Here is a 14,227-nt window from a genome sequence, read left to right as displayed (position 1 = left end):
GCGCGGCCCGGGCATGGCCCGGACATGGCCTGAGCGCCCCCCGAGCGCGGCCCGAGCGCGGCCCGAGCGCGACGGCGGGCGGCGCCCGGCCCGCCCGGACACCGCCCGCGGTCCAGCGCCGCCCGCCCCCGCGCTCACGGCGTGCTGGGCTGCGCCACCGCCTGCCCGGCCGCCGGCAGCCGCGCCGCACGCCGCGCCCGCAGCGCCCGCGCCCCGCGCCAGGCGCAGCCGGCCGCCAGGGTCCCGGCCAGGAAGAGCAGGGTGAACCACCTGAAGTACCAGTGGCCGCCCGACGGGTCGTAGACCGCCGCCCGCGGCCACGCGAGGTCGAGCGTCATGGCGAGCCCGTAGAGCAGCGCGGCGGCGTTGACGGGCACGCCCCAGCGGCCGAGCGAGAAGGCGGGCGCGCCGGACTCGTCCACCGCCGCGGGCAGCGGCGAGCGCAGCCGGCGCAGCAGCTGCGGGCCCGTCACCATCGAGTACGCCAGGTACAGCATGACGATGCAGGTCGTGCCGATCGCCAGCCACGCGTCGGGCGAGGCGAAGGCGATCAGCAGCACCGCGGCGGCCAGCGCGCCCACCACCAGCGCGGGCGCCGGCGGCTGGCCGGTGCGCGGCGAGACCCGGGAGAGGGTGCCGGAGAAGGGCAGCGCGCGGTCGCGGGCCATCGAGAAGAGCATCCGGGTCGCGGACGTCTGGATCGCCAGCGTGGCCACCGCGATCGCCAGCGCCACGTCGCACAGCAGCGCCCGGCCGACCCCGCTGCCGAGCCGGCTGGTCAGCACGTACGACAGGCCGTCGGTGCCCAGGTGCCCGTCGCTCAGGCTCGGGGCGGCCATCAGCGCGGCCAGCACCAGCAGTGAGGCGAGCACGCCGGCCGCGGTGAGCGCGGTGAGGATGGTGCGCGGCGCGACCCGGCGCGGGTGCCGGGTCTCCTCGCTCATCTCACCCGCGCTGTCGAAGCCGATCATCACGTACGCCGCCGCGATCGAGGCGACCAGCAGCGCGGACCCGCCGCCCCCGGAGTGGACGGTGACGGACGGGGAGCGGTCGGCGTGCGTGAAGAGCAGCACGATGATCAGCACGGCGCCGATGATCTCGGCGGTGACGCCGATCCGGTTGACCAGCGACATCACCCGGTTGTCGAGCAGGTTCACCGCGGTGGTGAGCGCCAGCAGCACGATGCCGAGCAGCGCCGCGTTGGCCGCGCCGTCCGAGGACACCGGCGAGGTGTCGGTGCCGACGACCTGGAAGCCGGACCACACCGCGGGCAGCACCACCTGGAGGGCGAGCGCGGCGGCGGCGACCACCACGATCTGCCCGATCACCATGATCCAGCCGGCGAACCAGCCGAAGACGGCGTTGCTCAGCCGGCTCGACCACTGGTAGATCGCGCCGGAGATCGGGTAGCGGGCGGCCAGTTCGGCGAAGCACGCGGCGACCAGCAACTGGCCGAGCAGCACGGCGGGCCAGGTCCAGAAGAACCGCGGGCCGCCGAAGGAGTAGCCGAAGGCGAAGAACTGGAAGACGGTGGTCAGGACCGAGATGAAGGAGAAGCCGGCGGCGAAGGACGCATAGCGCCCGAGGCTGCGGTGCAGCTCCTGCCGGTAGCCGAAGTCGGCGAGCCGGGCGGAGTCCCGCGGGTCGGCGCCGGCGTCCGGCGGTGCGCTGGCAGTCATGGGAGGCCCCCTGTCCGGTGTTCCTGTCGGTTGACAGAAATTAGGAACGGGGTGTTTCGCCCCGATGACGCGGCCATGTCGGTCGCGGGCCGAAGTGCTCACGCACCGCCGGGCGACACGCGATATAGACTCCCGCTGGCATTCGCGATACATCGCTTGTCAGAAGAGCGCCAGACGCGATATGTTCGGTGCCGGATATACGGCCACGAGGAATCGGGGGTGGTGCCGTGGCCAAGCGGCGCAAACTGTCCAACCCGCTGGCGCTGGCGGTCATGGTGCTGCTGGCCGAGCGCCCCATGCACCCGTACGAGATGGCACGGCTGCTGCGGCAGCGCGGCAAGGAACACAGCATCAAGATCAACTACGGCTCGCTCTACACCGTGGTGCAGAACCTGGAGAAACACGGCTTCGTCACCGTCGCCGGCGTCCAGCGGCAGGGCAACCGGCCCGAACGCACCCTGTACGGCCTCACCGACGAGGGCCGCACCGAGATGCACGACTGGCTCGCCGACCTCGTCGCCGTACCCGTCCCGGAATACCCGGTCTTCGAGGCCGCCCTCTCGCTCATCGCCGCCCTGCACCCCGACGAGGCCGCGGAACTGCTCGCCGAGCGGCTGTCCGCCCTGGAGGTCCAGGCGGCGGCGCTGCGCGGGGTGCTGGCCAAGCTCGGCGCGGAACTGCCCCGGCTGTTCCTCATCGAGACCGAGTACCAGGCCCATATGTGCGAAGCCCAGGCCGGCTGGGTCCGCGGAGTGCTCGACGAGCTGACCGCGGGCACCCTGCCGGGGCTCGCCGACTGGCGCGGCTGGCACGAGACCGGCCACCTGCCCGAGAGCTGGTCCGAGCTCGAAACCGGCCCGGAGCAGCCGCCCGAGCGCCCCGTCCTGCCCCCCGCCCCACCCGCTCCCGCCCCATCCGCCCCGCTTTCCGCGCCCCACGCGCCCGACCCGGAGGACCCACCAGCATGACCACCGCAGCGCCCGCCGTCGAAGCCGGCGGGCTGACCAAGACGTACGCCGGCGGGGTGAAGGCCCTGGACGGCATGGGCGTCACCGTCGCCGCCGGCACCGTCTTCGGGCTGCTCGGCCCCAACGGCGCCGGCAAGTCCACCACCGTCAAGATCCTCACCACCCTCGCCCGCCCCGACGCCGGCACCGCCCGGGTCGCCGGGCACGACGCGCTGCGCCACCCCGACCGCGTCCGGCGCGCGATCGGGGTCGTGGCGCAGAAGTCCGGCGCCGACCCCGTCGCCACCGGCCGGGAGAACCTGCTGCTCCAGGGCCGGCTCCACGGCATGCGCGGCACCGCGCTCACCGCCCGCGCCGACGAGCTGCTCGCCCGCTTCGACCTCGCCGCGGCGGCCAAGCGGCAGGTGCGCACCTACTCGGGCGGCATGCAGCGCCGCCTCGACGTGGCGCTCGGCCTCATGCACCGCCCGCAGGTGCTCTTCCTCGACGAGCCCACCACCGGCCTCGACCCGGAGGCGCGCACCGCCATGTGGCAGGAGATATCCCGGCTGGCCGGCGACGAGGGCCTGACGATCCTGCTCACCACGCACTACCTGGAGGAGGCCGACCGGCTCGCCGAGCGCATCGCCATCGTCGACCGCGGCCGGGTCGTGACCGAGGGCAGCCCGGACGAGCTGAAGGGCGAACTGCGCGGCGACGCCGTCCATGTGGAGCTGCGCGACGCGCCCGACGAGGTCGACGCCCGGCTGCTGGCCACCGCGCTCGGCGAGTTCGCCGCGGTACGCGAGGTGGCGGTCGACGGCCGCCGTATCGCCGCCCGCGCCGACGACGGACCCGCCGCCGTACCGCACGTGCTGGCCGTCCTCGAACAGCAGGGCGCCACCGTCGCGTCCGTCACCGTCGCCCGCCCCTCCCTCGACGACGTCTATCTCCGGTACGCAGGGCGGCGGTTCGCCGACGCCGAGGAAGCGGCCGGCGCGAAGAGCGCGGGAGGCGCCGCGTGAGCACCGAAACCCTGCACCAGACCTGGTACATGACGCAGCGCCAGCTCACCGCGATCATGCGCCAGCCGATCTTCCTGGTCGTCACGCTCGTCCAACCCGTCATCTGGCTCTTCCTGTTCGGCGCCCTCTTCCACAAGGTCGTCGAACTGCCCGGCTTCGGCGCCGGCTCCTACCTGGACTACCTCGTGCCGGGCGTCGTCGTGATGAGCGCGGTGTCCTCCAACATGTGGGCCGGCATGGGCACATTGGAGGAGATCGAACGCGGCACCCTCAACCGCTTCCTGACCACACCCGTCAGCCGCGCGGCGCTGATGAACGCCAACGTCGTGCAGCAGGGCCTCAGTACGGCCGCCCAGTCGGTGCTCATCGTGCTGCTCGGCAAGCTCGGCGGCGCGGACTACCCCGGCGGCGTGCTCGGCCTGCTGGTGCTGATCGTGGTGTCGGCGCTGCTCGGCACCGTCTTCGGGGCGAGCTCCAACGCGGTCGGCATGCTGGTCAGGCAGCGCGAGAGCATCATCGGCATCAACAGCTTCCTGCTGCTGCCGCTGACGTTCCTTTCCTCGGCCTTCATGGCACCCGGCCTGATGCCCTCCTGGATGCGGCACGTCGCCGCCTTCAACCCCGTCAACTGGGCGCTGGTCTCCGGGCGTTCGGCGATGGCCGCCGACCCCGACTGGGGCGACGTCCTCGGCCGCGGCGGCGCGCTGCTGGCGCTCGCGGTCGTCGCGGTGTGGCTGTCCACCCGCACCTTCCGCTCCTACCAGCAGTCGGTCTGACGCCTTCACGTACGCGGCCGGTCTCCGCGACGACGGGCCGGCCGCGTACGTACGCAAAGGCGCGGGGGTTACGCCCCGCCCTCCTGCTCCCGCTCCACCTCGGCGTTCCACTCGCGCTTCGAGGACTGCCAGCCGTCCTCGTCCGCGCCGCGCCGCCAGTAGCCGGACACCGACAGCCGCTCGCGCGGCACCCCGCGCTCCACCCGGACGAAGCGGCGCAGCTCCTTGACGAAGCCCGCCTCGCCGTGCACGAAGACCTGCACGTCACCCGGGGGCACGTCCATGCCGGTCACGGCGGCGACCAGCGCCTCGCCGACCGGCCGCCCGCCGCGGTGCAGCCACACCACCTCCGCGTCGCCCCCGCCGAGCAGCTTCTGCTCCTCGGCGGGATCGGCGACCTCCACGAAGACCTTCGCCGGCGCGCCCGGCGGCAGCGCCTCGACGGCCGCCGCGATGGCCGGCAGCGCGCTCTCGTCGCCGGCCAGCAGATGCCAGTCCGCCGCGGGGTCGGGCGCGTAGCCGCCGCCGGGGCCCATGAAGTCGATACCGTCCCCGGGCCGCGCGGTGGCGGCCCACGGCCCGGCCAGGCCCTCGTCGCCGTGGTGCACGAAGTCCACGGTCATCTCGCCCGCGTCCGGATCCCACGCCCGTACGGTGTACGTCCGGGTCCGCGGCCACTGCTCGCGCGGCAGGTCGCGCCGTACCGCCTCGATGTCCAGCGGCTGCGGGTAGTCCACGCCCGCGGGCGGGAAGAGCAGCTTGACGTAGTGGTCGGTGAACTCGCCGATCTCCGGCCGGTCGGCGGGATCGACGGCCAGCACCACCCGCAGCATGTGCGGCGTCAGGCGCTCGGTGCGCGCCACGGTGGCGTGCCGGGCCCGGGGGGACCTGCGTGCCGGTCGGTCTGCCATGAGGAACCCGCTCTCTGCCGGAGACACCCGTACTTAGGCAAGCCTAACCCCGTCCGGCGGCGCCGTGCCGCAGCCGGCTTCAAGCTGTGAACGCGGTACGACCCCTTGACGGTTGTCGGGTGGCGTCGCTTCCATACCTTGTAGCCAGTGGGAGCGCTCCCATGGCTGGTTGCCCACCGCGGGCAGCCCCTCACACCACGAACCGAAGCGTTCCATCCCCCCACCGAGAGGAAGCGCACCGTGGTTCCCTATCCGGACGTCCGCAGTCCGCTGAGAAGTCTGCGCCGGCTGCGGGTGGTACTCGCCGCGGCCGTCGCCGCCGCGATGCTCGCCCTGGTGTCGCTCGCGGGCCAGAGCCACGCCACCGCCGCGGCCCCGGCAGCCGCCGCGCCGGCCGCCGACGCGGGCACCGGCTACTGGCACACCAGCGGCCGGCAGATCCTGGACTCCAACAACCAGGCGGTGCGTATCGCGGGCATCAACTGGTTCGGCTTCGAGACCAGCAACAACGTCGTCCACGGCCTGTGGTCGCGGGACTACAAGAGCATGATCGACCAGATGAAGCAGCTGGGCTACAACACCATCCGGCTGCCCTACAGCGACGACATCTTCAAGTCCGGCGCCACCGCCAACAGCATCAACTTCTACAACATGAACGCCGACCTGGAGGGCCTGAGCCCGCTCCAGGTCATGGACAAGATCGTCAACTACGCCGGCTCCATCGGCCTGCGGGTCATCCTCGACCGGCACCGCCCGGACGCCGGCGGCCAGTCCGCGCTCTGGTACACCGCCACCGTCCCGGAGTCCACCTGGATCACCAACCTCAAGGCGCTCGCGACCCGCTACCAGGGCAACACCGCCGTCGTCGGCATCGACCTGCACAACGAGCCGCACGACCCGGCCTGCTGGGGCTGCGGCGACACCACCATCGACTGGCGGCTGGCCGCCGAGCGGGCCGGCAACGCGATCCTCGGCGTCAACCCCAACCTGCTGATCTTCGTCGAGGGCATCCAGACCTTCGACGGCGTCTCCGGCTGGTGGGGCGGCAACCTGATGGGCGCCGGGCAGTACCCGGTGGAGCTGAACGTGGCCAACCGCGTGGTCTACTCCGCGCACGACTACGCCACGTCCGTCTCGCAGCAGACCTGGTTCACCGACCCGACGTTCCCGGCCAACATGCCGGCCGTGTGGGACAAGTACTGGGGCTACCTCTTCAAGCAGAACATCGCCCCGGTGTGGGTCGGCGAGTTCGGCACGACGCTGCAGTCCACGATCGACCAGCAGTGGCTCAAGGCGCTCGTCAGCTACATGCTGCCGACCTCCGGCAACGGCGGGAACAGCTTCAGCTGGACCTTCTGGTCCTGGAACCCCGACTCCGGTGACACCGGCGGCATCCTGAAGGACGACTGGCAGACCGTCGACACGGTCAAGGACGGCTACCTCGCCAGCATCAAGGCCCCGACCTTCGGCGGCTCGACGGGCAGCACGAACGGCGGCACGTCCTCCGGCACGTCCTCCGGCACCTCGACGGGCACGAGCACCGGCACGTCGACCGGCACCAGCTCGGGCACGTCGTCCGGCACGACGGCGGGCACCTCGACGGGCACCAGCACCGGCACGTCCACCGGCACGTCCACCGGCACCTCCACGGGTACGTCCACCGGCACCAGCACCGGCACCACGTCCGGCAGCACCGGCGGAACGGGCAGCAGCGGCTGCACGGCGACGCTGCACGTCGACAACCAGTGGGACGCCGGCTTCACCGCGACCGTCACCGTCACCGCCGGCAGCGCGGGGATCCACGGCTGGAAGGTCACCTGGACCTGGCCCGGCAGCCAGCAGGAGACCAGCGCCTGGAGCGCCACCGTCCAGCAGACCGGCACCTCGGTCACCGCGACCAACCTGAGCTACAACGGCTCACTCGGCGCCTCCGCCTCCACGAGCTTCGGCTTCCAGGGCACCGCCTCCGGCACCTTCACACCCCCCACCCTCACCTGCACCGCCTCCTGACCCCCACCCCCAAGCAGGCCGGCTGGTCCCCCCGACCAGCCGGCCTGCGCCGTGCTGAGCCCCCCGTGCGCTCACTACGCTGGGGGCGGAACGGCCCCGCCCGGCGGCCGGCCTGTCGGGTGGTGGGGGAATGAGCGAGGAGTCTTCTGCGAGCGCGAGCGCGAGCGCCGGCACCGGCACTGGCACTGGAACGGACGCGGCACAGCGCGGCCGGCTGGTGGCGAAGACCGTGCTGACCTCGGTGGCCGTCGTGCTCGGCGTGGTCCACGTGGTGTGGCCGCACCTCAAGATCGACCTGATCACGCTGGGGCTGCTGGTCGTGGCGCTGATCCCCTGGCTCGACGGGCTGTTCAAGTCGGTCCAGACCCCCTTCGGCGGCTTCGAGTTCCGCGACATGGAAAGGCGGGTGGACGCACTCGCCGGGGAGACGCGGAGCGCACGGCGTATCGCCGAGACGGGGGAGGCGCGCGACCTGGCCCGGCAGGACGCCAGGGCGGCGGGCGGCAACGCGGCGCTGGCGGAGCTCGCCGGGGAGTACGACCGGATCCGGGCCGGGCTGCCGCCGGGTGAGTCCCGGACCAACGCGATGACGACCGTCGTCGGGCGGATGATCTCCGCGGTCGAGGACGGCGAGGACGTCGACCTGCCGGCCGGCCTTGAGAGCCCGAGCCGGGGAACCCGGCTGACCGCCTACGTCCGCCTGTACGTCCGCCCGGACGCCGCCCTGCTGATCCCGCTGGTCGACAGCCTCATCGACCGTGAGGACAAGCCGTTCGGCCAGTACTGGGCGCTCCGGGCGCTGCGCCGCGTCATCGAGGCGGGGGGAGGTGAGCGGATGGACAACAACACGCTCAGGCGGCTGCGGCGGCTCGACGCGACGGTCCCGCCCGGCTCCGACCGTGCCTACGAACTCGCCCGGATCCTCGCCGGGTTCTAGCCGCGCGCGGCAGGCGCGGTCAGCGGGCGAGGGTGGCGAGGGAGAGGAGGAGGTGGGCGGATTCGGGGTGGTGGAAGTCGGAGTGGGCTCCGGAGGGGTGCCAGTGGTGGCCGCGGCGGAAGCGCCAGGTGGCGTCGATGTTGGCGATGCGGCGGGGGAAGTCGTCGCGGGTGTAGGGGCGGTCCGCGGGGAGCAGGGGGGTGGTGGCGATGTGGTCGGCGGGGGCGGTGGCGCCGGCGAAGCCGATGCCGGGGGCGCCCTCGGCGAGGCGGTGCCACAGGCCCGTCGCGCGGTCGGCGCGGGAGAAGGTCAGCGCGACCGGGCCGTTGATCGGGGCGTCGTGCAGGATGCGCGGGAAGCGCTCGGCGAAGACCGGCCGGGGCGCGGCCATCTGGAAGACCAGCAGCGTGTCGACGGTGTACGGGTAGCGCGGGTCCGCGCGGTTCCAGCCGAGGACGGCGGGCCGGTCGCCGGCGGCGGCCTGCACCGCCTCGGTGAGGAACCGGCCGCCGAAGGAGTGGCCCACGCAGTGCAGGTACTGGCCGCCGGCGCCGCGCAGGGTGGGCGGCCGGCCGGGGGTGCGGCGCGCGGCGTCGAGGTAGCCGAGCAGCTGGCCGAGCACCTGGCCGGCGTGACCGCCGGTCGTCATCGCGTGGGCCCGCTCGCGGATCCGCCGGTAGCCGGTGAGGAAGGGGTCGCTCATGGACGGCCAGCGCACCGTCACGTAGTAGCCGCGCCAGGGCCCGAGGCCCGGGTAGCGGTCCGGGGCCGCCGCGTGCACCGACTCCACGAGCGAGAAGAAGGCCGCCGAGCGGGCCAGCGCCTGCGCCGGGGTGTTCCGCCAGCCGTGGACGAACACCACGATGTCGGTCGCGTCCGGCGGCACCGCCAGCCGGCGGCCCAGGAACGCACCCGCCGCCTCCGGGGGCACCGGCGCGCCCGTGCCCGGGTCCACCAGGTCGCCGCGGGCGTCGAGGTCGACCACCGCGTGCGGTGCGGTCACTTGTCCGTCGCCGGCCACAGATGCACGTCCATCCCGCGGTAGAGGGAGAAGATCAGCCCGAGCGGGTTGCCCTGCTCGGCGGCGAAGGAGCGGGCGAGCGCCCGCACCACGTCGCCGAGCTTCGCGCCGGGTTCCAGGAACGCCTCGAAGAGCCGTTCGGTGTACGCGCCGGCGAAGGCCCGCGGGAGGTCCACCTGCGGCCCGAGCAGGCAGCGCGCGCCGTGCTGCAGCAGGTGGTGCCCGAAGCTGGGGTAGAACACCGAGGCGAGCTGGCCGCCCTGGCACGCGCCGACGAAGACCAGCGGCCGGGAGGGCAGCGGCTGCCCGGACAGCCACGCGAGGATGTCGGCGCCGTAGATCTCCTCGTCGTCGCCGAGCACGACATACGGCCCCGGGCCCGGGCCGGTGCCCCCGACCTCGGCGTGGCAGCCGAAGCAGGTGATCTGCTCGTCGAGGGTGCGGGCCAGCAGCGCGTCGGCCAGCTCGTCCTTGCTGCGGCGCACGACGACGTCCGCGCGGTCGGTGAAGAACCGGATCACCCGCTCGACGTACGGGGTCTGCGGGTACTCCTCGTCCACCCGCTCGTCCACGTTGAGCCCCACGGTGACGCGGGCGCGCGGCACGGTGATCCTGCTGTCGAAGCCGCGGGTGCGGGAGAACCCGTGCTCCACCACATGCCGGTGGCCGAGGAAGCCGTCGTACGACCAGGCCGGCGCCGCCCCGTACAGCTCGCGGTCCGTGCCGGGCGGCAGGTAGAGCAGCCCCCAGGGCACGAACAGGTCGTCGGACTCGACGGTGACCGCGTGCTCGGCGGTCCGCAGCGCCGCCCGCAGGTGGCCGGCGATCTCGGCCGTCCCGGGGTCGCCGAAGTCCGCGTCCGGCGCCGGCCCGGGGCCCGGGCCGGCGCCGGGGCTCGGCTCGGCGCCGAAGAGGGTGGTGAACAGGGTGTGCCCGGCGCGCGCCAGCCGCAGGCCGATCCGCTCGGCGCCGTGCAGGCAGTCGGCGGCTGCGGAGCAGTCCACGTCCTCGACGAAGGGGTAGACCGTCCGCCCGTCGGGGCCGGTGTGCCGGTGCTCGACCAGATGCCGCTGCCAGGTGTCGCGCAGCACCGCGACCGCGTTGGCGATCTCGGCCGCGGAGTGCCGGGTGCGGCCCCGGTAGCCGCCGGAGCCGTCCTCGGGGAAGGCGCTGCCCCACGCCTGCACCTCGTAGCCGTCGCCGCGCGGGTCGCGGCTGAAGCGCAGATGGATGGAGCGCTGCCGGTTGTAGGTGTGCTGGGCGACCTGGCGCATGCCGTCGGTGTGGTCCAGCACGACCCGGGAGGTCAGGTGCAGCGCCATCACAGGACCTCGACTTCCACGTCCGGGAACCCCCGCGCGTCCACCGGCAGCTCGGCGCTGACCCGTTGCAGCAGCTGGCCGTCCCGGTCGCGGTAGACGCTGAAGTGCAGCGGCGCCAGCCCGGTGCGCTCGGGCGTGACGGCGAATTCCACCGCTTCGGTCGTACGGTCCGGGCGCAGCTCGGTGACACGGGTGACGGGGTGGACGGCGGCGGCCTCGGACTCCAGCAGGATGCGCAGCGGCACGGGCTCGGCGAGCGGCGGCTCCCCGGCGCCGGGTGCGCCTTCGGGCGCGAAGGCGAACCGTACGGCCACGGGCCGGCCGGACTGCACGGCGCTCTCGTCGGGGCACCAGATCCGGGCGCCGGCCAGCGGCGGCGGCACGGAGGCGGCGGCGCCGTCGCGTGCGGGCCGCCCCGCCGCGGGATCCGGCGCGGGCGCGACGGGCGTCCCGCAGGTCGTGCAGACGGTGTCCGCCGCCGCCAGCGGCTGGCCGCAGCTCTCGCAGTAGTGCGGTGCCTGCGGCCCCCGGGCGCGGGCGGGCGGCTCGTACGGCGGCTCGTAGGGGCCGAAGGCGTTCGCGCCGTGGCCGCCGCCGCGGTGGATACGGTGCAGGCGCGAGTCCACGGAGCCGTACCGGGGGAGCCGGCGGGAGGGGAGACCGGGTCCGCCTGGCGCGGATGCCAGGTCGTCCGCGCGCGGGTGCGGGTGGCGGTGGAGCGTTCCCGGCGGTGCAGATCGCCGGCGACCCCCGGAAGGCCGCCCTGGGCGAGCATCCGGACGAGGCCGGTCACGGCGGCCGGATACGCGGCCAGGACGGCAGCGGCGGCGGCCGGGTTCCCCGCGATGATGGCCGCCGCGGTCGCCGGGTCCCCGGCCAGGACCGCTTCGACGGCCGCCGCTTCCGCAGCGCCGCGGCGAGCCGCCGCGGGCCCGCGCCGGTCGAGGGCGTCCGGCTGCCCGAAGTCCGCCGCCGCGAGATCCGCCGCCGCGCGTGCCTCCAGGGCCGCCCGCCGCTCGGCCGGGCCTCCCGGTTCCCGCTCCCCGCCGGAAGCCGGCACCGCCCACACGCCGGGCCGCGCCGGGCCGGGCGCGGGGTCGAGCCGGACCACCACGTCGGTCGACGTGCCCGCCAGGGCGCCCGAGTCGCCGAGCAGCCGCAGCCGGGCGACCGGGCGTTCCGTGCCCGGCGTGAGGCCGGCCCGTATCCGCAGCGCGATGTGGAAGGCGCAGTCCTCGGACACCGGGATGCGCCGGCCCGTCGGTATCCGGCGGACCCGATCCAGGACGTCCATCGGCTCGGGGAGGATCTGCTGCATCATCACCAGCCGGACGTCCGGCTCACAGCGCAGGTCCAGGTACAGGTCCGGGCGGTGGAACAGCCTGCGCGAGCGGCGGAGGTCCCGCACCGCGACCGCCACGTACACCATGCTCTCGCCCTCCGAGAGACGGCGTCCGTAGCTCAGCGAGAGGTTCGGGCGCGCCGGCTCCGCGGGCGGGGAAGCGGCGCGCACGTCGTGGGTCCCGGCCGCCGTGCCGACCCCGATCCGTACCGCCGCGCCCAGCACGGCCGTACGCTCCGCCGGGTCCTGCGCCGTGTCGGCCAGCCGCTCCAGCGCGGCCCGCAGTTCGGCCGGGGCCGTGCTGGCGACGTCCTCGCCGAGCGCGCGGGAGATGTCCGGGGCGGGGCCCTGCCGGACGCTGCTCCAGACGAGGGCCGCCAGCACCGCGCGGTCCTCGCGCCCCTCGGGCGTTCCCGGCGGGTCGAGGCGGCGCAGCCGCTCGGCGGCGGCGGCGAGGTGGCCGGGCGAGGGGGCCCGCGGGGGACCGTCCGGCGCGGCCAGGACGGCGCACAGCGTGAGCACCGCCCCGGCGTCGGCGGCCGGGCGGTGGGGCGAGCGCGCCGGCAGGGAGTCCAGGGCGGCGACGGCCTCGTCGCGGGCGCCCTCGGCGGCCAGCGTGCGGGCGAGGCCGAAGGCGGCGGCGGCGTCCCCGGGGTCGCGCGAGCGGACGCAGCGGTAGAGGCGCCGGGCCTCCCGGGGCCGGCCGGCGGTCTCGTGGCACAGCCCCAGCGCGAGCTTGGGCGCCGGCTCGCCGGGTAAGGCGGTCCAGACGGCGTCGAAGCACCCGGCGGCCACGTCGGCCCGGCCCTCGGCCAGCGCGGTGAGCCCGCGGTCCCACTCGCCGAGCCAGAGGTCGGCCTCGGCGTGCTCCCGGTCCGGCCGCGGCAGCCCGGCCCGGGCGGGCGGGGGAGCGGGCAGCCCGTCCACGGCCGGGCCGTCCACCCGGCGCAGCCACCACGCCGCCGTCAGCGGGGCCCACACCGCGGTGGGTCTGTCCCCGGCGGGCGCGAACAGCCCGGCGCCGCCCGGCTCGGCGACCACCACCCCCTGCTCGGCCCGCAGCTCCCGCAGCACCCCGCCGAGTTGGCCGGCGACATGCCGGGCGCTGGGGTGGCGGCGCTCGAAGGGGGCGGTGGTGCCCTCGATCAGGCGCCGGACGGACTCCAGGGCCACGGAGCCGTCCGGGGTGTCCTGCGCGTCCTGCCAGTCGGTGCAGTGCGGGGCGAGCCGGGCGAGGGTGCGGCCCAGGGTGTGGACGTCGGAGCGGACGGTCGGGCCGTGCTGCTCCAGCTCCTCCTGCGGGGCCTCGTAACCGGGCGTGCCGAGGATGGGCGTGGTGTCGTCGTCGATCGGGCGGACCCCGCCGAGGTCGATGAGGGTGACGCGGTCGGGGCCGACGATGACGTTGTCCGGCTTCATGTCGCAGTAGAGCAGGCCGCCCGCGTGCATCCCGGCGAGCGCCTCGGCCACGTCCCGCAGCACGGTCAGCAGCGTCGCCAGCGGGATCCCGGCGGCGGCCAGCTCCCGCAGCGACGGGCCGGGCACGTACTCCATCACGATGTAGTCGGTCCGGTCGCCGGTCCGGTCGCCGGTCCGGTCGCCGCTGCGGGCGCCGGCGCCGGTGCCGCCGCGGACGTCCTCGTGGCCGACGAAGTCCACGATGCGCACGATGCCCGGGTGGTAGCGGGCGGTCAGCGCCCGGCGCTCGGCCTGGGCGGCGGCGCCGGCCTGCGGGTCCGCGCTGTCGAGCGCGCCCTTGAGGACGACGTGCTCGCCGGTGGCGCGGTCCCGGGCCAGATACACCCAGCCGCTGCCGCCGCGCGCCAGGCAGCCGGCAACGTCGTAGCGGCCGGCGACCACGTCGCCCGCGGCGAGCTTGGCGGTGAAGGAGAAGCGGGTGCCGCAGCTGGGGCAGAAGCCCTCGGTGCGGCCCGGGTGGCCCTCGACGTAGGAACGGCCCACCGGCACCCCGCAGCTGCCGCACATGCGGCGGTGCTCGGGCACCTGCGGGTCCGTCAGCAGCTTGTCCTCGGGGGCCGGTTCGACCCAGTCCCCCCACAGGAGCGACCCGGCGGGCGGCCCCCCGGAGCGCCGGGCCCGCGGCGGTGGCTCGTCCGTCCCCCCATTCACGTCCTCCACCGTACCGGCGCACCGCGCGCCGGGGCATGCCGTCGTACGAAGACGACCTCGCGCGCACCCTCTAGGCATACCGACCGGTCGGTACTACCTTGCGCGGACACCTCCGTCACCCCACCCG

Annotated in this window: 10 protein-coding genes and 1 pseudogene; 5 read left to right on the top strand and 6 right to left on the bottom strand. The window is 74.7% G+C overall.

All coding sequences use genetic code 11. The annotated features are described in order from the left end of the window. Positions 1–134: 134 nt before the first annotated feature. Positions 135–1,679: an amino acid permease gene (locus HCN08_RS21285; protein WP_167984777.1), complete on the bottom strand. Its 1,545-nt coding sequence runs from the start codon at positions 1,677–1,679 to the stop codon at positions 135–137. A 272-nt stretch (positions 1,680–1,951) separates the two neighbouring features. On the opposite strand from HCN08_RS21285, the gene HCN08_RS21280 reads away from it, so the two are divergent. From HCN08_RS21280 to HCN08_RS21270, 3 genes are read left to right on the top strand one after another with little or no spacing between them, the layout of a single operon-like run. Next, the gene (locus tag HCN08_RS21280; RefSeq protein WP_206319060.1) at positions 1,952–2,647 is read left to right on the top strand and encodes a PadR family transcriptional regulator; all 696 of its coding nucleotides are present in this window, start codon (positions 1,952–1,954) and stop codon (positions 2,645–2,647) included. Beyond that, positions 2,644–3,651, top strand: coding sequence for an ATP-binding cassette domain-containing protein (locus tag HCN08_RS21275; RefSeq protein WP_167984775.1), 1,008 nt, complete (start codon positions 2,644–2,646; stop codon positions 3,649–3,651). The genes HCN08_RS21280 and HCN08_RS21275 overlap by 4 nt, the downstream gene beginning before the upstream one ends. Before the next feature lie 29 nt (positions 3,652–3,680). Further along, positions 3,681–4,427 carry an ABC transporter permease gene (locus tag HCN08_RS21270; protein WP_167984882.1) on the top strand — a complete coding sequence of 249 codons (747 nt, stop codon included), beginning with the start codon at positions 3,681–3,683 and terminating at the stop codon, positions 4,425–4,427. Positions 4,428–4,495: 68 nt separating this feature from the next. On the opposite strand, the gene HCN08_RS21265 is transcribed toward HCN08_RS21270, so the two are convergent. Continuing rightward, positions 4,496–5,338, bottom strand: a complete 843-nt coding sequence (locus HCN08_RS21265) for a siderophore-interacting protein (protein WP_167984774.1) — start codon at positions 5,336–5,338, stop codon at positions 4,496–4,498. A 324-nt stretch (positions 5,339–5,662) separates the two neighbouring features. On the opposite strand from HCN08_RS21265, the gene HCN08_RS21260 reads away from it, so the two are divergent. Beyond that, positions 5,663–7,348 (top strand): cellulase family glycosylhydrolase, encoded by a 1,686-nt coding sequence (locus tag HCN08_RS21260; protein ID WP_167984881.1) that lies wholly within the window; start codon positions 5,663–5,665, stop codon positions 7,346–7,348. Between the two features lie 130 nt (positions 7,349–7,478). Beyond that, positions 7,479–8,285 carry a hypothetical protein gene (locus HCN08_RS21255; RefSeq protein ID WP_167984773.1) on the top strand — a complete coding sequence of 269 codons (807 nt, stop codon included), beginning with the start codon at positions 7,479–7,481 and terminating at the stop codon, positions 8,283–8,285. Between the two features lie 19 nt (positions 8,286–8,304). Here the strand turns inward: HCN08_RS21255 and HCN08_RS21250 are convergent, their stop codons facing one another. The 4 genes and pseudogenes from HCN08_RS21250 to HCN08_RS36940 all read right to left on the bottom strand — a co-directional run. Further along, positions 8,305–9,288 carry an alpha/beta hydrolase gene (locus HCN08_RS21250; protein WP_167984880.1) on the bottom strand — a complete coding sequence of 328 codons (984 nt, stop codon included), beginning with the start codon at positions 9,286–9,288 and terminating at the stop codon, positions 8,305–8,307. Beyond that, positions 9,285–10,628, bottom strand: coding sequence for a hypothetical protein (locus HCN08_RS21245; protein ID WP_167984772.1), 1,344 nt, complete (start codon positions 10,626–10,628; stop codon positions 9,285–9,287). Before HCN08_RS21245 ends, HCN08_RS21250 begins: the two co-directional genes overlap by 4 nt. Next, positions 10,628–11,254 (bottom strand): hypothetical protein, encoded by a 627-nt coding sequence (locus tag HCN08_RS21240; RefSeq protein ID WP_167984771.1) that lies wholly within the window; start codon positions 11,252–11,254, stop codon positions 10,628–10,630. The genes HCN08_RS21245 and HCN08_RS21240 overlap by 1 nt, the downstream gene beginning before the upstream one ends. Before the next feature lie 938 nt (positions 11,255–12,192). Then, positions 12,193–14,178 (bottom strand): annotated as a pseudogene (locus HCN08_RS36940) (tetratricopeptide repeat protein); the annotation flags it as partial. Positions 14,179–14,227 lie beyond the last annotated feature (49 nt).

The organism is Actinacidiphila epipremni (assembly GCF_012034175.1).
GTDB classification, from domain to species: domain Bacteria; phylum Actinomycetota; class Actinomycetes; order Streptomycetales; family Streptomycetaceae; genus Actinacidiphila; species Actinacidiphila epipremni.
Note: the sequence above shows the minus strand (reverse complement) of the source record. Positions and strands in the feature narration are given on the sequence as shown.

Coding starts and splice junctions, on each gene's coding strand:
- HCN08_RS21285 (WP_167984777.1), bottom strand. CDS start 1,679: ATGACTGCCAGCGCACCGCCGGACGCCGGCGCCGACCCGCGGGACTCC.
- HCN08_RS21280 (WP_206319060.1), top strand. CDS start 1,952: ATGGTGCTGCTGGCCGAGCGCCCCATGCACCCGTACGAGATGGCACGG.
- HCN08_RS21275 (WP_167984775.1), top strand. CDS start 2,644: ATGACCACCGCAGCGCCCGCCGTCGAAGCCGGCGGGCTGACCAAGACG.
- HCN08_RS21270 (WP_167984882.1), top strand. CDS start 3,681: ATGACGCAGCGCCAGCTCACCGCGATCATGCGCCAGCCGATCTTCCTG.
- HCN08_RS21265 (WP_167984774.1), bottom strand. CDS start 5,338: ATGGCAGACCGACCGGCACGCAGGTCCCCCCGGGCCCGGCACGCCACC.
- HCN08_RS21260 (WP_167984881.1), top strand. CDS start 5,663: ATGCTCGCCCTGGTGTCGCTCGCGGGCCAGAGCCACGCCACCGCCGCG.
- HCN08_RS21255 (WP_167984773.1), top strand. CDS start 7,479: ATGAGCGAGGAGTCTTCTGCGAGCGCGAGCGCGAGCGCCGGCACCGGC.
- HCN08_RS21245 (WP_167984772.1), bottom strand. CDS start 10,628: ATGGCGCTGCACCTGACCTCCCGGGTCGTGCTGGACCACACCGACGGC.